18 protein-coding genes are annotated in these 17,404 nt (G+C 68.1%); 9 read left to right on the forward strand and 9 right to left on the reverse strand.

Annotated features, from left to right (window positions below; translation table 11 throughout):
• Window positions 1–24: 24 nt before the first annotated feature.
• From ABZV44_RS36790 to ABZV44_RS36815, 6 genes are all read right to left on the reverse strand, one after another.
• Entirely contained in the window at window positions 25–1,029 is a 1,005-nt protein-coding gene (locus ABZV44_RS36790; protein ID WP_354847013.1) for an alpha/beta hydrolase, read from the reverse strand.
• Between the two features lie 147 nt (window positions 1,030–1,176).
• A complete protein-coding gene (locus tag ABZV44_RS36795) occupies window positions 1,177–2,199 on the reverse strand; it encodes an alpha/beta hydrolase (RefSeq protein ID WP_354847015.1) in 1,023 nt (340 codons plus the stop codon).
• Between the two features lie 182 nt (window positions 2,200–2,381).
• Entirely contained in the window at window positions 2,382–2,678 is a 297-nt protein-coding gene (locus ABZV44_RS36800) for a DUF2516 family protein (protein WP_354847175.1), read from the reverse strand.
• A 180-nt stretch (window positions 2,679–2,858) separates the two neighbouring features.
• Window positions 2,859–3,530, reverse strand: a complete 672-nt coding sequence (locus tag ABZV44_RS36805) for a heparin-binding hemagglutinin (RefSeq protein WP_354847018.1) — start codon at window positions 3,528–3,530, stop codon at window positions 2,859–2,861.
• Entirely contained in the window at window positions 3,527–4,063 is a 537-nt protein-coding gene (locus ABZV44_RS36810; protein ID WP_354847020.1) for a helix-turn-helix transcriptional regulator, read from the reverse strand. The genes ABZV44_RS36805 and ABZV44_RS36810 overlap by 4 nt, the downstream gene beginning before the upstream one ends.
• A gap of 136 nt (window positions 4,064–4,199) precedes the next feature.
• Window positions 4,200–5,495, reverse strand: coding sequence for a DUF445 family protein (locus tag ABZV44_RS36815; RefSeq protein WP_354847178.1), 1,296 nt, complete (start codon window positions 5,493–5,495; stop codon window positions 4,200–4,202).
• Between the two features lie 216 nt (window positions 5,496–5,711).
• Here ABZV44_RS36815 and ABZV44_RS36820 point away from each other — a divergent pair, with 216 nt between their 5' ends.
• The 3 genes from ABZV44_RS36820 (at window position 5,712) to ABZV44_RS36830 (ending at window position 9,233) form a co-directional block, all read left to right on the forward strand.
• Window positions 5,712–6,422: a TetR/AcrR family transcriptional regulator gene (locus tag ABZV44_RS36820; protein WP_354847181.1), complete on the forward strand. Its 711-nt coding sequence runs from the start codon at window positions 5,712–5,714 to the stop codon at window positions 6,420–6,422.
• A 110-nt stretch (window positions 6,423–6,532) separates the two neighbouring features.
• The gene (locus ABZV44_RS36825; protein ID WP_354847023.1) at window positions 6,533–7,966 is read left to right on the forward strand and encodes an AarF/ABC1/UbiB kinase family protein; all 1,434 of its coding nucleotides are present in this window, start codon (window positions 6,533–6,535) and stop codon (window positions 7,964–7,966) included.
• 25 nt (window positions 7,967–7,991) lie between these two features.
• On the forward strand, window positions 7,992–9,233 hold the full coding sequence (locus tag ABZV44_RS36830; RefSeq protein ID WP_354847026.1) for a saccharopine dehydrogenase NADP-binding domain-containing protein: 1,242 nt from the start codon (window positions 7,992–7,994) through the stop codon (window positions 9,231–9,233).
• A 36-nt stretch (window positions 9,234–9,269) separates the two neighbouring features.
• Here ABZV44_RS36830 and ABZV44_RS36835 read toward each other — a convergent pair whose 3' ends face one another.
• Window positions 9,270–10,226 carry a hypothetical protein gene (locus ABZV44_RS36835; RefSeq protein WP_354847029.1) on the reverse strand — a complete coding sequence of 319 codons (957 nt, stop codon included), beginning with the start codon at window positions 10,224–10,226 and terminating at the stop codon, window positions 9,270–9,272.
• A gap of 83 nt (window positions 10,227–10,309) precedes the next feature.
• Here ABZV44_RS36835 and ABZV44_RS36840 point away from each other — a divergent pair, with 83 nt between their 5' ends.
• From ABZV44_RS36840 to ABZV44_RS36860, 5 genes are all read left to right on the forward strand, one after another.
• On the forward strand, window positions 10,310–10,939 hold the full coding sequence (locus ABZV44_RS36840; protein WP_354847032.1) for a TetR family transcriptional regulator: 630 nt from the start codon (window positions 10,310–10,312) through the stop codon (window positions 10,937–10,939).
• Between the two features lie 126 nt (window positions 10,940–11,065).
• On the forward strand, window positions 11,066–11,773 hold the full coding sequence (locus ABZV44_RS36845) for an ESX secretion-associated protein EspG (protein ID WP_354847035.1): 708 nt from the start codon (window positions 11,066–11,068) through the stop codon (window positions 11,771–11,773).
• Between the two features lie 69 nt (window positions 11,774–11,842).
• A complete protein-coding gene (locus ABZV44_RS36850) occupies window positions 11,843–12,694 on the forward strand; it encodes a polyphosphate kinase 2 family protein (RefSeq protein ID WP_354847038.1) in 852 nt (283 codons plus the stop codon).
• 163 nt (window positions 12,695–12,857) lie between these two features.
• Entirely contained in the window at window positions 12,858–13,652 is a 795-nt protein-coding gene (locus tag ABZV44_RS36855; RefSeq protein ID WP_354847041.1) for a thioredoxin domain-containing protein, read from the forward strand.
• The gene (locus ABZV44_RS36860) at window positions 13,652–14,218 is read left to right on the forward strand and encodes a vitamin K epoxide reductase family protein (RefSeq protein ID WP_354847044.1); all 567 of its coding nucleotides are present in this window, start codon (window positions 13,652–13,654) and stop codon (window positions 14,216–14,218) included. Before ABZV44_RS36855 ends, ABZV44_RS36860 begins: the two co-directional genes overlap by 1 nt.
• Here ABZV44_RS36860 and ABZV44_RS36865 read toward each other — a convergent pair.
• Window positions 14,215–15,363, reverse strand: coding sequence for a trypsin-like peptidase domain-containing protein (locus ABZV44_RS36865; protein ID WP_354847046.1), 1,149 nt, complete (start codon window positions 15,361–15,363; stop codon window positions 14,215–14,217). The genes ABZV44_RS36860 and ABZV44_RS36865 overlap by 4 nt on opposite strands.
• A 64-nt stretch (window positions 15,364–15,427) precedes the next feature.
• Window positions 15,428–16,165 carry a ZIP family metal transporter gene (locus ABZV44_RS36870; RefSeq protein WP_354847049.1) on the reverse strand — a complete coding sequence of 246 codons (738 nt, stop codon included), beginning with the start codon at window positions 16,163–16,165 and terminating at the stop codon, window positions 15,428–15,430.
• A 106-nt stretch (window positions 16,166–16,271) separates the two neighbouring features.
• Here ABZV44_RS36870 and ABZV44_RS36875 point away from each other — a divergent pair, with 106 nt between their 5' ends.
• Window positions 16,272–17,324, forward strand: coding sequence for an NAD(P)-dependent alcohol dehydrogenase (locus ABZV44_RS36875; protein WP_354847052.1), 1,053 nt, complete (start codon window positions 16,272–16,274; stop codon window positions 17,322–17,324).
• The last annotated feature ends 80 nt before the right edge of the window (window positions 17,325–17,404 follow it).

The following is a 17,404-nucleotide window of genomic DNA, read 5'->3' on the forward strand; positions in this document are numbered from 1 at the left end:
GGGCGGGCGTTGTGGTCTCCGAGGTCAGCCGGCGACAGCGACCGGGGCGCGGCGCGACCGGCGGATCACCCGGTGCAGCTCCACATTGAACGCCTTCTCGGCCTCGATGTTCACCAGATGCCCGGTGGGCAGAATGGTGTACCGGTCGAGATGTCCGGCGGCGGCGAGGGTGTCGGCGATCTCGCGCGAATGCACCTCCGGCAGCAGCCGATCGTGCGAGCCCGCGATCACCGTGGTCGGGACCGTCAAATGCGCTGCGGCACCGTGCAGATCGAGTTCGAGCAGGCCCCGGGCCACGGCCGCGCGCACCGACGGGCGGCAGGAACGGACGATCGAGGTGCCGAAGAGGATCTGGTCCCGGGTGGCGGCCGGAGTCATCAGCCGATGCTTGGCGATCAGGTTGACCGCGGGACCGCCGGGCAGCGGCACCGGCGTGCCGAACAGCGCCAGCGCCAGCCAGTCCGGGCCCGGGATCACATCATTGAGCAGCGGAATCACGGTGGCGCGGTTGGGAATCTGACGCGCGGCGGTGGTGGCCAGCAGCACTGCCGAGGCCCGATGCTGGACCTGGTGCGGATAGCGGTCGGCCCACGCCTGAATGGTCATGCCGCCCATGCTGTGCCCGACCAGCACCGCCCGCCGGCCCGGGCGCAACACCGCGTCGAGCACATCGGACAGATCGTCCGCGAGCTGATGGGCGCTGAAAGTGCGCTTGCCGCTTTCGCTTTCGCCGTGGCCGCGCTGATCGAACGCGACCACGCGGTATTCGCCGGCGAAGGCATTGATCTGCGGGTTCCAGTATTCGATGGCACAGGACCAGCCGTGCGCCAGCACGATGACCTCACCGTCGGCCGGACCGTAGGCGTGCACGCGCAGCTTCGCGCCGTCACGCGTGGTAACGGGGATGACCTCGGTGGGCCGCGGGGTATTGAGCGATGCGGTCCGGTAGTTCCGGGACCGCAGCCCGGAGCGGAAGGGCGCGGTCAGCGCGTCGGCGCCGACACCGGCCTCTGGCAGTTTCACCAGCATGAGCACTCCTTTGTGTTCCAGACCACCGTAGCGCGCTAACCAAGGTGCTTGCAATAGCAAGCAGGGGTATATCTTCTTGCTCTACAACTATGTTCGTTGTGACTGCCGTCTCCGTTAAGGAACCTCAGGGGTGGGCGGACCCACCCCTCAGGCGCCCACCACCCGCGCGGGGATTCCGAACGCGGACTTGGCGATCCGGTCGAGTTCGGCATTGAACTCCCGGTACGCCTCCACGTTCCCCAGGTGACCGGTCGGAAGAATTCGGTACCCGTCCAGGCTGCCGGTCGCGGTGAGCATCTCGACGATCCGCTCCGAGTGCACCGGCGGGGTCATATCGTCGGCCGACCCGGCGATGACGGTGGTCGGCACGGTCAGCTTGGCCGCGCCGCGCCCGACATCCAGGTAGGACAGCAGGGTCCCGAACCGGCCGCGCACCCGCGCCGGGCACGAGCGCACGATGTTCAGGCCGAAGGCGGCGAGATCGCCGACCGCGGCCAGGCTCATGATCTGCCGTCGGAACACCCACGTCACCGGCAGGATCGGCGGGAAGAGAATCGGGGCGCTCAGCCCGAGCAGGCCGACCAGGAACGGCAGCTTCGCGATGCCCCGATTGAAGAACGGGACCACGGTGGTCTCGGCGATCAGGTCGCCGCCCGCGGTGTTGGTGAGCAGCACCGCGAGCAGCTGCCGCCGCACCCGCTGCGGATACCGGCCCGCCCAGGCCTGAATCGTCATGCCGCCCAGGCTGTGCCCCACCAGCACCGCACGCCGGCCCGGCTGCAGCACGGCATCCAGCACAACGGCGAGATCGTCCGCGAGCTGGTCGATGGTGAGCGGGGCGGTGCCCTCGTCGCTCTCGCCGTGGCCGCGCACGTCGTAGGCGATGACGCGGTATTCGCCGGCGAAGGCGTTGATCTGGGGGTTCCAGTATTCGAGGCAGCAGGTCCAGCCGTGCACGAGAACGATCACGTCGCCGTCGGCCGGGCCGTAGGCGTGCACCCGGAGCCGGGCGCCATCGGAGGCGGTGACCGGGACGACCTCGTAGGGACCGGCGGGCGGATTCAGATCCGCATTGCCGTAGGTCCGGGTGCGCAGGTCCGCCCGGTGCTCGCGCACCAGGTCACGGACCTTCCGGCTGAGGTTCGCCCGGTGAGGCAGCATTGCCCGCATTGGACACTCCTTTGTGTTACTGCTAGATACAGTAACCCGCGCCGGCCCGTGCTTGCTAGTGCAAGCACCCGAAAAGTTCCCGAGACGGAACCCCCTCACCCCCGGCCGGCGCATTGATGTGAAAAAAAAATGACCGCCACCCGGAAGATCCGGAGTGGCGGCCGAGTGTCTCGAACGCGGGTTTACCAGCGCGGCCCGCGCTGGATCTCATCCACCTTCGGCCGGACATCGGCGAGGTAGACGCCGGTGGCCACGATCGCCGCGATACCCAGAATCCCCACCGGGGTCTGCGCCAGCAGCAGGGCGCCCAGCGATGCCAGCAGAATCGCGATCCACACCGGCTTGGTCAGCTTGTCGACGGCCGTGAAGGCATCCGGGCGCTGGCGAATCGCGTGCACGAGCGCGAACACCGTCATGCCGAGCGCACACAGCTGCAACACCGTCAAGATCAAGCTGGGGATTCCCATCACCTCACCCATCATACGGGTGAAGCCCTGCCCACCAGGGCTTCTCACCACGACACGGGTTGCGGAACTCCGATGCTCACGCCGCCCGGTGGCATCGCATCCCTCGGAGGCCGGCTGCGTTCCCCCGAAACGCGGCCGCCCTCGCACACGTGAGTGTGCGAGGGCGACAAGCTTTTTCGCGAAGTGCGAGATCTACTTCTTGGCGGGGGCAGCCTTCTTGGCGGGGGCGGCCTTCTTGGCCGGAGCCTTCTTGGCGGCAGCCTTCTTGACCGGGGTCTCGTCCTCGACCGGAGCGGTCTCGGTGGTCACGTCCACGACCTCGGCGTCGACGGCCTCCTCGGCCTCGGCCTCTTCTTCCTTGCCGGCGAGCCCGATGTAGGGGCCGACCTGGTCGGTCACCTTGCCGATGATGTCCTGGGTCTGCGACAGCAGGTCGTTGTAGCGGGTCTCGACCTGCTCGAAGCGCTCCTCGAAAGCCGGGTTGCTGCGCAGCTTCTCGACGGTCTCCTCGCCGCGGGCGGCCAGGTCGGCGTACAGGTCCAGCAGCTGGTGGTAGTACTGGTCGACCAGCTTGCGCAGCTCCTCGGCGGTGGCCTTCTCGCGCAGCTCGGCCAGGTCCTCGGGCAGCTCGGACGGCAGCGCCTGCACGCGCTGGCGCAGGGTCTCGGCCTGCTCCTGCAGGTCGGCCGGGAGGTTGGCGACGCGCTCGCGGGCCTCGTCGATGCGGCCCTGGACGTCGGCGGAGGTGGCGCGCTCGCGGATCTGCGAGACGGCGTCGAGCACGGCGGCGTAGATGGCGTCACCCGCGCCGACCGTGGCGTAGATGGGCTTGGTCACGGTCGCGGTCAGGTTCGATTCGGTCATGATGGTTCGCTCTCCTGGCGTGGCGGAACTTCGGTTGTGCGGTGCGGAACCTCGTTGTCCCTGTCTCCCCCGGGAACGCCCCCCATTAGGTCCGTTGCGTCCCCTCTGTCCTCGTTCGCCTGGTTTTCCCGGCAGAACGATTCATAGATGTCCAGGAGGACCTGCTTCTGACGTTCGGTCAGGCCGGTATCGGCCAGCAGGGCATCCCGGACAGGGCCGTGCGGCCTCTGCTCGAGGTACCCGGCCCGCATGTACAAGACCTCCGAGGAGACCCGCAGACCCTTCGCGATCTGGGCGAGTACCTCGGCGGACGGGTTGCGCAGCCCGCGCTCGATCTGACTCAAGTACGGATTGCTCACCCCCGCCAGCTGTGCGAGCTGACGCAGCGAGACCTGGGCGGCCTCGCGTTGCGCCCGGATGAAGCCCCCGATGTCGTGAGCCGCGTTGGCTACGCGACCCGTCCGATCTCCGGCGGCGGACGTCTCCGCGCTGTCGCCCTCGATCGGTTCGGGAACCTCGGGATCGTGCTTCATCACTCACCTTCCGGCGGTTGTGCGGTCAATTCTAGGACGGGGTGCTAGCTCTTGCAAGCGCTCTGCTAGCGCAGTTCACCGAATGGCGCGCGGCAAACAGCCGGCGCTCCGCCCGCGGCGCTTATTGGTCAAATGTTCAGCCATTGAACAGCAAATGAGAGATGGCATAGATGACCAGGCCCGCCAGCGAACCGATCACCGTGCCGTTGATGCGAATGAATTGCAGATCCTTGCCCGCCGCCAATTCGATCTTGCGGCTGGCCTCCTCCGCGTCCCAGCGGGCAACGGTGTCGCTGACCAGCGACGCGAACTCGGCGCCGTAGTTCGTGACCAGGTACCGGACGCCGCGCTCGAGCCAGCCGTCCACCTTGTCGCGCATGGCGGCGTCGGTCGAGAGCCGCTCGCCCAGCTGCTGCACATTGTCGGCCACCTTGCGGCGCAGCGTGGAATTCGGATCGTCGGCCGACTCCAGGATCATGCGCTTGGCCGCCCGCCAGGTGGCCTGCGCCATCCCGGTGACCTCGCGCCGGCCCATGAGCTCGGTCTTGATCTTTTCCGCCTTTTCGATCATGGCGTCGTCGAATTGCAGATCGTGGGCGAAATCCTCGAGGAAGCGATTCGCCGCCAGCCGCACCTCGTGATCGGGCTGGGTGCGCACCTTCCAGGTGAATTCCACCAGCTCCCGATAAATGCGCTCGGCCAGCAGCGAATTCACGAATTTCGGGGCCCAGGACGGCGCGTCCCGGTTCACGATGCGGTCCAGCGTCTCCTGCGAGTCCAGCGCCCACTGGTGCGCGCGCTCGGCCAGCAGGTCCAGCAGCGGAGCCTGCCGGTTGTCCGCGATCAGCTCCTTGAGCACCTTGCCGATGGGCGGACCCCACAGCGGCTCGGCGATCCGCTTGACGATGGTGTTGTCGATGATCTGCTCGACATCCTCATCGCGCAGCACGCCGATGACCGCGCGCAATATGGTCGCGCTCTCGTCGGAGATGCGTTCCGCGTGCTCCGGCTCGGCCATCCAGCGGCCGAACCGGAGCGGGATCTGCGCGGAATTCACCTTGACGGTGACGGCATCCGGCGACAGGAAATTGGTGCGCACGAATTCGCCGAGTCCGGCGCCCACCTGATCCTTCTTCTTGCGGATGATCGCGGTGTGCGGAATCGGCAGGCCCAGCGGATGCCGGAACAGCGCGGTGACGGCGAACCAGTCGGCCAGCGCACCGACCATGCCGGCCTCGGAGGCGGCCTTCACATAGCCGACCCACTCGCCGCCCGCGCCGCGCGAACTCATCCAGGCGCAGACGATGTAGATGATCGTGGCCGCGGCGAGAAAGCCGGTGGCAATGCCTTTCATGCGCCACAGTTCGCGCTTCTTGCCCTCTTCGTCCAGGAGATCGGCGAACGCTCCGCCGCCGTTGGGTGTGGTCTTCATCGGCTTCGGCTCGGTCGTGTCGAGTACCCCGGCACCGCCGGCAGGTTGCTCCATATCGTCCATTCTGGCGCGTGGTGTGACGAACTCCCCGCCACCGGGCCCTTCCCGATCGGCGACGATCCACAGCATGGGAGGCTTAAGCTGAATAGGCCCAGGCCCAGGACGCGAACAAGGAGCCAACGCAGCGTGACCACCAAAGGCAGCGTGAGTGCCGCCGTGGAGGCGGCCACCGGTCCACGCGGTGGTCGTGTCGACGGCCGCAAACGCCGCTGGCAACAGCACAAGATCGACCGGCGCGAGGAGCTGGTGGACGGCACCCTCGCCGCCATCCGCAAGCGCGGCGGCGACGCCGGCATGGATGAGATCGCCGCCGAGATCGGCGTCTCGAAAACCGTGCTCTACCGGTATTTCTCGGACAAGCAGGACCTGACCCGCGCCACCATGGAGCGGTTCATCGAGACCACGCTGATGCCCCGCATCTACGAGGCCATCAGCGACGACCTCGACGAGTATCAGCTGGTCCGCAATACCTTGGCGGCCTATGTGCACACGGTCGACTCGGACACCGATGTCTACCGGTTCATCATGGGCAACGGCTCGGCCACCGACACCTCCACCCTCGCCGATTTCGAGAAGCTCTTCGCGCAGGTGGTCTCGGCGGTCATCATCGACAAGTCCTTCGACCGCGGCATCCAGACCGAAGGCGCGATGCTGTGGTCCTACGTGCTGGTCGGTGGCGTGCAGCTGGCCACCGACTGGTGGATCTCCAACCGCACCATGTCCAGCGAGGAAATGCTCGACTACCTCACGATGATGGCGTGGAGCGCCATCGAGGGCATGGTCCGCGCGGGCGGCGACCGGCACTACTTCAACGCGCGCCCGCACGTGCTGCCGGACCCGGAAAACCGCGAAAACAGTGCTAGCTGACGGCTAGCACTCGAGTTCGCAGTGTGGTTAGGCTGAACCCGGCGGACCACACCACGGGGTATCCGCCGTGTCGGCACCAACGGGGGTGTTGGCTCCCATGGAGGGTCACTATGGCGAAAGAGCTGCCCACATCCAGGCTTGCGCGGGGGACGAAGCTGGGAATTGCCGTCGCCGGTAATGCCTTGCGCGCCCAGAAGACTCGACGATCCATGCGCGGCCGCTCCGAAGCCGTGCGGGCGCGGATGGCCGAGGAGTCCATGATCCGGGCCACCGAGCAGATGGTCATGGTGCTGGGCACCATGAAGGGTGTGGCCATGAAGCTCGGGCAGATGCTGTCCGTGCTGGACCTGGATCTGGTGCCGCCGGAGCATCGGGATCGGTTCCAGCGCCGGCTGGCGGTACTGCGCGACAGCGCGCCCACGGTGTCGTTCGAGGTGATGCGGGCGGTCATCGAGGAGGACTTCGGGCAGCCGCTGGAGGCCGTTTTCGCCGAATTCGATCCGGAACCCGTGGCCGCGGCCTCGATCGGGCAGGTCTACAAGGCGACGCTGCACGACGGCCGCGAGGTCGCGGTGAAGGTGCAGTACCCGGGCATCGACGTCGCGGTGCGCGCGGACCTGAAGAACCTGGCCATGTTCCGGCGCATCCTGCAGTCGGCCATGCCGTGGGTGACCCCGGCCGTGCTGGACGAACTGCGCCTGAATCTGGAGAGCGAACTCGACTACGTCGCGGAAGCCACTACCCAGAAACAGATTTCGGAGTTGTTCACCGGGCACCCGTTCATCGTGGTGCCGACCACCTACCCGGAACTGTCCACCACCCGCGTGCTGGTGAGCGAGTACTTCCCGGGCCGCGGCTTCGACGAGATCCGGGAACTGCCCGCGGCGGAACGCAATCGGATCGGCGAGATCATCTACCGCTTCTATGTGGGCTCGCTGTTCACCTTCAACGAGTTCTGCGGCGACCCGCATCCGGGCAATCTGCTGCTGGGCCCGGACGGCCGGGTGGCGTTCCTGGATTTCGGGCTCTTCAACCGGATGGATCCCGAGCACGTGCAGTTCGAGGCCATCTGTATTCGCGCCGCGGCCGAGGAGCGGGCCGAGGATCTGCGCGATCTCATGGTCGAGCGCGGGGTCATCGATTCGCCGGAGGAGATCACGCCCGAGGAGTGCCTGGAATACGTACTGGCGGCCTGTGAATGGGCGCTGGTGGACGAGGATCTCACCATCACTCCCGAATTGGCCTCCGGCGCTTTCGTTCTGGCGGTGGATCCGCGGGCCAGCGAGTTCACCGGGATGAAGCAGCAGAATCTGCCGCCCGAGCACCTGTTCTCCCGGCGGGCCGACTTCCTCACCTTCGGCATGCTGGGGCAGCTGGAGGCGACCGGCAATTGGCATCGCATCGCGCGCGAGTGGCTCTACGGGGACGAGCCGGTCACCGAACTCGGCCGCGCCCATCACGACTGGCTGGCGAGCCGCCCGGCTCCGGCGCCGACCACCGGGGGGCCGACCAAGAAGACCCGTAAGCGCGCCGCCAAGGCGTGAAACCTCACCGACGGGAAAGAGAGCCATGGCCAACAGGGAATTCGACATCGTCCTATTCGGGGCGACCGGCTTCGTAGGCAAGCTGACCGCGCAGTATCTCGCCGAGGCGGCACCGGCCGGTGCGCGCATCGCGCTGGCCGGGCGGTCGCCGGAGAAGCTGGCCGCCGTGCGCGCGGAACTCGGGGCCGCGGCGGCGGAATGGCCGCTGGTGCAGGCGGATTCCACCGATCAGGCCAGCCTGGACGCGCTGGCGGCGCGCACCTCGGTGGTGGTCACCACCGTGGGCCCGTACCTGCGCTACGGGTTGCCGCTGGTGCAGGCGTGCGCCGAGAAGGGTACGCACTACGCCGATCTCACCGGTGAGCCGCTGTTCATCCGGGAGTGCATCGACCGCTTCGGCGAGCGGGCCGCCGAGACCGGCGCGAAGATCGTGAATTCCTGTGGCTACGACTCGATTCCGTCGGATCTGAGCGTGTATCAGCTGTACAAGCGCAGTGTCGCGGACAACGCCGGCGAGCTCACCGACGTCACCCTGGTGGCCTGGCTCAAGGGTGGGGCCAGCGGCGGCACCATCGATTCCGGGCGGGCCATGATGGAGGCCATCGCGGAGGATCCGAGCAAGGCGTCGGTGATGTCGCACCCGTATTCGCTGAGCCCCGACAAGGCCATGGAGCCCGACGTCGGCCGCCAGAGCGATCAGGCGCTCTCGCGGGCCTCGGCCATCGATCCGAGCCTGGACGGCTGGGTGGCCACCTTCGTCATGGGCGCGCACAACACCAAGATCGTGCGCCGCTCCAATGGCCTGCTGGGCTGGCCGTACGGCAAGAACTTCCGCTACCGGGAGGTCATGAGCGCGGGCTCCTCGGCCACCGCGCCGCTGGTCGCCGCGGGCATCGCGGGCGGGATCGTGGCCACCATGGCGGCGGGCGCGGTGCTCTCGCGAGTGGCCGTGGGCCGCAAGCTGATCGACCGCATCGTGCCCAAGCCGGGCACCGGGCCGAGCGAGCAGGCCCGGCGCAGCGGCTGGTTCACCATGCGTACCTTCGCGCACACCACCTCGGGCGCGAAGTACGAGTGCACCTTCGCCGGCAAGGGTGACCCGGGCTATCAGGCCACCTCGGTCATGCTGGGCCAGTCCGGCCTGTGCCTGGCGTTCGACAGCCTGCCGGAGCTGGCGGGCATCCTCACCCCGGCCTCGGCCATGGGTGACGCGCTGACCGAGCGGTTGCGCGCGGCGGGCATCACCATCGAGGTCGCACCCGTCTGACGCGCCACGGCGATCACATCCGGCGCGCCACGGCGATCACGCCGGAGTGCTGTATTCCGCGATGAGCTCGCGGTAGCGATCGAAGGCGGGCTTCGGCGTGTAATCCGAACGCAGGAGCCCGAATTCGAGGTTCATATCGCCCTGATCGCTGTAGGAGTCGCGCAGGCCGAAGTGCTCGTAGGTGGTGATGTTGAGCTCGCCGGCCAAGCCGTCGACGAGGCGCACCACGGTCCCGAGCATCTCGGCCTGCCGCGCATAGGACCGGTCCGGCCCGGTGGCCCAGCCGTTTTCGGTGATGTGGATGGGGGTGGTGGCCGGAATGCCCGCGGCGGACAGGCTTTCGCGGCGGAAGGCGGTCACCACCGCGGTGATGGCGGCTTCCAGGCTCTCGGCGGCGATCGGGCGGAAGACGTCGGGGAAGAAATCCAGGCCGACATAGTCGAGCGCGGCGGCGAATTCGCGCCCGCCCCGGCGGCCCAGATCGGTCCAGAACTCCTGTGCCGGATCGAAGATCGGTGTCGCGTTGCAGCCGATGCGGACCGCGAGGCCGAGCCGGTCGACCTCCGCGCGGGCGGCGCGCACCCCCTCGATGATGGCCTGCCGGACCTGCGGGTAGCCGCCGTTGCCGCCGGGTCCGGCATGGTTGGGCTCCTCCGCGATCTGCAGTGAGCAGAGCACCGGTCCGTACTCACGAATCTGCTTGCGCAGGAACGCGAGCCAGCCGGTGAGGTCGTCGCCGGGTTCGTGGAAGCACACCACCAGATCGAGTTTCCGGTGCGCCGTGGCGTACTGCCAGGGCTGCGGCGGGGCCTGCTGGAATCCGCCGCGCGCGTCGCTGTAGAGGACGTAGCCGCGCACCACGAACGGATGCTCGCCGTGCAGTTCGTCCAGGGCCGCCGTGATGCGGTCGGCCTGTTCCGGTGGACCGGGGGTGACATTGCCGAACTGATCGCCGGCCAGTCCGCCGGCGTAGATGCCGAATCTGAGCGTCATGGGTCCGACCGTATCTCAAATTTTGGTGTCACACCAATTTTAGTGTCACACCTATACTGCTCTGCGACAGGAAGGAGTGGTCGTTGGCACTGCGCGAGGAGAAGAAGCGCGCCACCCGGACCGCGCTGGCCGACGCCGCCATGGCGTTGTTCGTGGAGAAGGGCTTCGACAAGGTGACCGTCGCCGAGGTGGCGCGCGCCGCGAACGTGTCGGTCAACACGGCGTTCAACTACTTCCCGACCAAGGAAGACCTGTTCTTCGACCGTCAGGACGAGGTCGCGAACCGGCTCGCCACCGCGGTGCGCGACCGGGTACCGGGCGAGTCGGCGGCCGCGGCCGTGCGGCGGGCCTTCCTCGACCGGGTGCGGCGCGAGGATCCCACCCTCGGCCTCTCCCCCGGCGCCACCACCTTCTGGCGCCTGATCGACGACAGTCCCGCCCTGCAGGCCCGATTGCGCCGGCTCGGCGAGCAGACCGAGACCGCGCTGGCCGAGGCGCTCGCCGAGGCCACCGGCACCGGCCCGGACGACCCCACCGCGCGGCTCGTCGCGGCCGCCCTGGCGGGCCTGGATCGCGCGCTGCACGCGGAGATCCGCCGGGCCACGCTGGCCGGCGCGGACCCGGAGACGGTGCGCGCCACCGTGATCCGAGCGGCGACCGACGGATTCGACACGGCGGTAGCGGGACTCGCCGATTTCGCCACCCGGCGATAGCAACCCGCCGAAGGAGTGCGGCAGGTCACAGATTGTGCGTGCCGGTGACAGGCAGCACCCGCAGAATCTCTCCGGTAGGGTCGCGGACGGGACGGAGGTGGTACCCAAGAAAGGGGGGTCGGCCACGTGAAATGGATCCTGACCCCGGACGAGTTCGCGATGATCTGGACCCGCGAAACCGATCTGGAACGCCGTCCCTATCCACTCGACACGACTCCGGCGGCACCCGAGAACCCCGGCGACGCATCGCAATTCGGGCCGAATACCCCGGGCGGAGCGCCGGCGCGCTTCCTGCGCCGCACCGATCCCGACCTGGCCGCGGCATTGACCCTGTGCGCCCGCACCGACACCACCACCGTCACCCTGTACGGCGAGCGCACCGCGGGCCCGGAGGCCCGGCGCATTCTCGCCTTCGCGGCGGTGGCACAGCAGCGGGTGGGCATTCTGGTCTCACTGCCGGACACGGTGACGGTATCGCTGTGTCCCGCTGAGCAATTGGGGCGGGAACTGGTGGAGGTCATCGGATCGGCGCCGCCGGGACGGCTGGAGCCGCTGCGCGAACCGCAGCAGGCGGTGCTGTACCCCGACGCCGCCGGCACCGGCGCGGAGGCCGACCGCTTCCGCCGCAAACTGCGGGATCCGGTGGACGGGCGCGGATTCATCACCGTCACGGTCGAACCGGCGAATCCGCTGTCGCCGCCGACCCGGCATCGCACCTGGCTGGACTTCTCCGGCGACGGCCGCTATCTGCTGACCACGGCCGCCGACCTCACCCTGACCCCGGTCACCGATGAGGAATTGGCCGCCCACCTGGTGCGGCTGGCCCGGGTGTGAGTGCGGGCACCGGTCGGAGTTCGGCGCGGTTGCCTGCGGGAAACCACGCCCCCGTGCTAGGCATGATGAATGGCGAAGGCGACATCCTGGTCGAAACCGGTCACCAAGGCGCTACGCGCCGATGGCGTCAGGGTGAAGGATCTGAATACATCCGCGACTCCGGGTTTCAAGGGCGACAAGCGCGCCGGCGAGGCCCTGCTCGAGGAACGCCGCGCGGTGTTGTCGGATCTGCAGGAAAAGCTCTATGCCAACGGCCGTTCCGGTGACACCCGCAGCGTGCTGCTGGTGCTGCAGGGCATGGACACCGCGGGCAAGGGCGGCATCGTCCGGCACGTGATCGGTTCGGTGGACCCGCAGGGCGTGGACCACGCGGCCTTCGGGGTGCCGACGCCGGAGGAACAGAAGCACCACTACCTGTGGCGCATTCGCAAGAAGCTGCCGCGCGGCGGGCAGCTCGGCGTGTTCGACCGCTCGCACTATGAGGACGTGCTGGTGGTGCGGGTGCACGATCTGGTCGCGCCGGAGGTGTGGGGCAAGCGCTACGACGAGATCAACAAGTTCGAGCGCAAGCTGGTGGACGACGGCACCACCGTGGTGAAGGTGGCCATGTTCGTCTCGCTGGACGAACAGAAGAAGCGGCTCATGCAGCGGCTGGACCGGCCCGACAAGTACTGGAAGTTCAACCCGGGCGATATCGATGAGCGCGCGTACTGGCCGCAGTACCAGGAGGCGTACCAGGCGGTGCTGGATCGCACCAATACCGACTACGCGCCCTGGTACGTACTGCCCTGCGATTCCAAGTGGTACGCACGGCTGGCCGTCACCGAACTGCTCATCGACGCCCTGCAGGGCCTGAAGCTGGACTGGCCGCCCGCGGAGTTCGATATCGCCGAACAGAAAAAACGTCTCATCCAGGGGTGATAAACACCGCTACCGGGTGAATTCTCGCCGCTGACCACGGAAAATCGCTCGTCGCCGCGGACCGGGCGCGACTCGGCACGCGTACATGCAGGAATCTCTCAGGTTCTCGGGTGAAGATGGGCGCGCACGTGTCGTGACAACGGAAGGCGTGGTGAGCACAGAGGTGAGCACTAAACCGGGTGACCGTAAAAATCCGCTCGCGAAGGCGGCGCGGGCCGAACGCAACCGCAAGATCTTCATCCAGGTCGGCGTGGCCGCGGTCCTGGTCGGTCTGGTGGCGGCCATCGGCATCGGTCTGGCGATCCGCAAGCACGACGACAACAAGGGCGCGCCGGCCGCGTCGTCGGCGTCGTTCGCCCCGGCCGTCACCCACGATCCGAGCTCGGGCGCGACTCCGCCGAACGTCACCCCCGGCGGCGCCATCCGCATCGGCAATCCGGACGCCAAGGCGAAGATCCAGATCGTCGCCGACCTGCAGTGCCCGGCCTGCAAGATGTTCGAGGGCTACAACTCCGACGTGCTGGCCAAGGCGGTCCAGAACGGTTCCGCCACCATCGATTACAACATCATCTCCTTCCTGGACCGGGCCTCCAACGGCAACCAGTACTCGACCCGCGCGGCCAATGCCGCCTATGTGGTCGCGGCCGCGGACCCGTCGAAGTTCCAGGCCTGGCTGGGCACCATGTTCGGCAAGCAGCCGCCGGAGAACGGCAACGGCATGACCGATGACCAGCTCGTCCAGATCGCGGCCGACGCCGGATACACCGATCCGCAGGTGGCACAGGACATTCGGGACGGCAAGTACATCCAGTTCGTGAAGGACGAGACCAAGGCGGTCTTCGCCACCGGTCTGCAGTCCACCCCGACCGTGTACGTGAACGGCAGCCAGGTGCAGGATGCCAAGACGCTCATGAGCCCGGGCGGCATGACCTCGGCGATCGAGAACGCGAGCAAGTGATGATCGCGGCAGGTCCCCGCTCGGCCTGGCCGCTGCTGCTGGGTGCGTTGATCGGCTGGGCGGCGTCGGTGACGCTGCTGGTGGAGAAGTTCAAGTCGCTGACCGAGCCCGGCTACAAGCCGATCTGTTCCATCGATCAGACCCTCTCGTGCTCGACGGTCATGGAATCGCCGACCGCGTCGATGTTCGGATTCCCCAATCCGATCATCGGCGTGGTGGGGTTCTCGGTCTTCGTCACCGTCGGCGTGCTGCTGGTGTGCGGAATCGCCCTGCCGCGCTGGTTCTTCGGCGCCATGTGGTTCGGCCTGCTGCTCGGCGTGGCGTCCATCTGCTACCTGGTGTGGGACGCGGTGTTCAAGATTCACGCGCTGTGCCCGTGGTGCATGGTGGTGTGGGCGGTGACGCCGGCGCTGCTGGCCATCGTGACCAATGTGCTGTGGGGACGCTCGCGGGGACTGCTGCAGATCCTGGTGGAGTGGCGGTGGACGCTGGTCGCCGTCTTCTACGCGGTGGTCATCCTGATCGTGTACCTCCAGTTCCAGTCGTACTGGAACAGCAAGTTCTAGTTGGGCGGGCCGACGGTGAGCGTCACGTTCACCGCCCGGTGCCCGCCGTTCGGATCGCTGACCTCGAGCCGCACCACATCGTCCGGTCTGTGGGCGTTGAGTGCGGCTTTCAGCATTTGTGAGCTGGTGACGGGGCGGTCGTCGAGGGCGGTGATGACCTCACCGTCGGTGAGTCCGGCCTCGTAGGCGGGTAGTCCGTAGATGGACACGTCGATGCGCGCGCCGGCCGGCTGCGCGTCGGAGGTGAGGATGCCCAGGGTGGCGGTCGGGCCGATGTGCACGGTGTCGGTCGGTGTGCCGGAACGGATCTGGCGGACCACATTCATGGCGGTGTCGATGGGCACGGCATAACCGTTGGGGCCCTTGCCCGTTGCCTTCTGCATGTCGCCCGAGGCGGCGGTGATGACGCCGATGACCGAGCCGTAGCGGTCCACCAGCGCGCCGCCGGACTGCCCGGCGGCCACCGCGGCCGCGACCTCGATCATGCCGTGCAGCGATTTCCGTGACAGGTCGGCGGCATTGCGCGCCACGATGGCCGAATCCAGATTGGTGATGGGCCCGCCCACCGCGGTCGGTGAGCCGGTGCCGCCCGCATTGCCGATGGCCAGCACGGCGTCGCCCAGGTGCAGTGGGGCGGAGTTGCCGATATGGGCGACCGGGAGCCCGCCGGCGCCGTTCAGATCCAGCACGGCGATATCGGCGCCGGAGTCGTAGCCGGCGACGGTGGCGGTGTAGGTCGCGCCGGTGCCGACATCCGAAACCGTCACGGTGTCAGCACCTTTGATGACGTGGTGGCTGGTGAGCACCTCGCCCTCGGCGGTCAGCACGATGCCGGAGCCGGCCGCGCCCAGGCCGTAGGGCCGGATGCCGGCGGTGATGTTCACCAGCGCTGGTTCGGCCACCCGTGAGACCAGATCGACATCCAGCGGCGGCAGCGCCGGGCCGGCCAGCTCAGCCGTGGTGGCATCGTCGCGGAACGGCCAGCGCGGCAGTTCGCCGCGGTAGCCCAGGAATCCGGTGATGCCGAGGACGGCGGCGACGACCAGTGCCAGGGTGCGCCCGCCCCGCCCGGGCCGACGGCCCCGGACCGGGTAGGGGCCGGTAGCGCCGCCCGCCGGATCAACCCCGCGCGTGTCGCTGTCCACGGACCCTCCCGATTGCGGTTCGCCCGCCGGCTCGAGCATGTCTGTCTATTGGTGTACCAGTATTTCAATGGCTCAGTGCCGCAACAGCCAACATGGCCAGCACCCCGGCCAGGGTGCACAGCAGCGGTCCCCGGGCGGGTTTGCCCGCATGTGCCTCGGGCAGGATATCGGCCGTGGCGAGATAGAGCAGGAAGCCCGCGAAATAGCCGAGATACAGGCCGACGAGTTCGGCGGGCACCCGCACCAGCGTGCCGATGATCGCGCCGGCCACCGGGGCGACGGCATCCAGCCCCAGCATGATCAGGCCGCGTGTGCGGGCATTGCCGTACAGCGTGGTCAGGGTGAAAGTGTTGAATCCGTCGGCGAAGTCGTGGCAGATGACCGCGATGGCCACCGCCACGCCGACCGCCGCGCCGGCCTGGAAACCGAAGCCGATGCTGAGGCCGTCGAGGGTGGAGTGGAACACCAGGCCCGCGCCCGCGAGCAGGCCCAGCGAGGAGAAGTCGTGATTGTGCCGGTGCGCGACGAATTCGTCCTCGTAGCCGGTGTGCAGGGCCATCGAGCGCTCGATCACGTGCACGGTGAAGAAACCGACCACCGCGGCCAGCAGCGGCACCGGCACGCCGAGCGCGATGCGGCCGTCCTGCTCCAGCGCGTCGGGCATCAGGTCGAAGGCCACCACGCCCAGCATGACGCCCGCGGCCAGGCCGAGCACCAGCCGCTTGCGATCACCGATGTGCACCGCCAGCAGCCCGCCGATCAGGGTCGCGCACATGGAGAGCAGGGACAGCAGAATGGCCATTCCGCCAGCATGACGCCGTTGGCGGCCGGAGTGCCACGCCGCGCCGCCGGTGAGAAATCGAACGATCGCTTGGTCATTTCGGGCATGCGGGAGTAGGCATGACCTCATGAGCACTGCTACCGCCTACGCGGTCTCCGCCCCGGACGCGGCCTTCGAGAAAATCGCCATCGAGCGCCGCGAACTGGGCCCCTACGACGTGCTGATCGACGTCAAGTACGCGGGTATCTGCCACTCCGACATCCACACCGCCCGCAACGAGTGGCGGGGAACCGCCTATCCGTGCGTGCCCGGCCACGAGATCGCCGGCATCGTGGCCGCGGTCGGCTCCGAGGTAACCCGGCACCGGATCGGCGATCGGGTCGGGGTGGGCTGCCTGGTCGGCTCCTGCGGACACTGCGACCCCTGTCTGGCCGGCGAACAGCAGTACTGCGAGAACGGGGCGGTCTGGACCTACAACAGCCCGGTGCCCGCCGAACAGCAGGCGGGCGGGCGCACCCTCGGCGGCTACGCCACGCAGATCGTGGTGACCGAGAGCTTCGTGCTGGCCATTCCGGAGGGCATCGGGCTGGATGTGGCCGCGCCGCTGCTGTGCGCGGGCATCACCCTCTTCTCGCCGCTGCGGCACTGGCACGCCGGACCGGGCAAGCGGGTCGCCATCATCGGTATGGGCGGGCTCGGGCACATCGGCGTGAAGATCGCCGCGGCCATGGGCGCGGAGGTCACCGTGCTCAGCCACTCGCTGTCCAAGCAGGAGGACGGCCTGCGGTTCGGGGCGCACCACTACTACGCCACCGGTGACCGCGACACCTTCAAGAAGCTGCGCGGATCCTTCGACCTCATCATCAATACCGTCTCCGCCGACCTGCCGATCGAGGACTACCTCAAACTGCTGCGGCTGGACGGCAGCCTGGTGGCGCTCGGGCTACCCGAGCAGCCCTACAGCGTGCGGGCTTCCGCGCTGGCGGGCCTCCGCCGTTCGCTGTCCGGCTCGATGATCGGCGGCATTCCGCAGACCCAGGAGATGCTGGACTTCTGCGCCGAGCACGGCATCGGCGCGGAGATCGAGGTGATCGCCGCCGACCGCATCGACGAGGCCTACGAGCGAGTGATCGCCTCCGACGTGCGCTACCGCTTCGTCATCGACGCCGCCACCATGTGAGGCCGCGGGCGGGGGGTGGGGGGGGGGCGCCGGCGGCCCCCGGCCCCCGCCCGCCCCCGCCGGCCGGGGGGGGAGGCGGC

It is taken from the genome of Nocardia sp. NPDC004860 (assembly GCF_040609015.1).
In the GTDB taxonomy this organism is placed as follows: Bacteria; Actinomycetota; Actinomycetes; order Mycobacteriales; family Mycobacteriaceae; genus Nocardia.

Coding starts and splice junctions, on each gene's coding strand:
- ABZV44_RS36790 (WP_354847013.1), bottom strand. CDS start 1,029: ATGCTGGTGAAACTGCCAGAGGCCGGTGTCGGCGCCGACGCGCTGACC.
- ABZV44_RS36795 (WP_354847015.1), bottom strand. CDS start 2,199: ATGCGGGCAATGCTGCCTCACCGGGCGAACCTCAGCCGGAAGGTCCGT.
- ABZV44_RS36800 (WP_354847175.1), bottom strand. CDS start 2,678: ATGGGTGAGGTGATGGGAATCCCCAGCTTGATCTTGACGGTGTTGCAG.
- ABZV44_RS36805 (WP_354847018.1), bottom strand. CDS start 3,530: ATGACCGAATCGAACCTGACCGCGACCGTGACCAAGCCCATCTACGCC.
- ABZV44_RS36810 (WP_354847020.1), bottom strand. CDS start 4,063: ATGAAGCACGATCCCGAGGTTCCCGAACCGATCGAGGGCGACAGCGCG.
- ABZV44_RS36815 (WP_354847178.1), bottom strand. CDS start 5,495: ATGAAGACCACACCCAACGGCGGCGGAGCGTTCGCCGATCTCCTGGAC.
- ABZV44_RS36825 (WP_354847023.1), top strand. CDS start 6,533: ATGGCGAAAGAGCTGCCCACATCCAGGCTTGCGCGGGGGACGAAGCTG.
- ABZV44_RS36830 (WP_354847026.1), top strand. CDS start 7,992: ATGGCCAACAGGGAATTCGACATCGTCCTATTCGGGGCGACCGGCTTC.
- ABZV44_RS36835 (WP_354847029.1), bottom strand. CDS start 10,226: ATGACGCTCAGATTCGGCATCTACGCCGGCGGACTGGCCGGCGATCAG.
- ABZV44_RS36850 (WP_354847038.1), top strand. CDS start 11,843: ATGGCGAAGGCGACATCCTGGTCGAAACCGGTCACCAAGGCGCTACGC.
- ABZV44_RS36860 (WP_354847044.1), top strand. CDS start 13,652: ATGATCGCGGCAGGTCCCCGCTCGGCCTGGCCGCTGCTGCTGGGTGCG.
- ABZV44_RS36870 (WP_354847049.1), bottom strand. CDS start 16,165: ATGGCCATTCTGCTGTCCCTGCTCTCCATGTGCGCGACCCTGATCGGC.
- ABZV44_RS36875 (WP_354847052.1), top strand. CDS start 16,272: ATGAGCACTGCTACCGCCTACGCGGTCTCCGCCCCGGACGCGGCCTTC.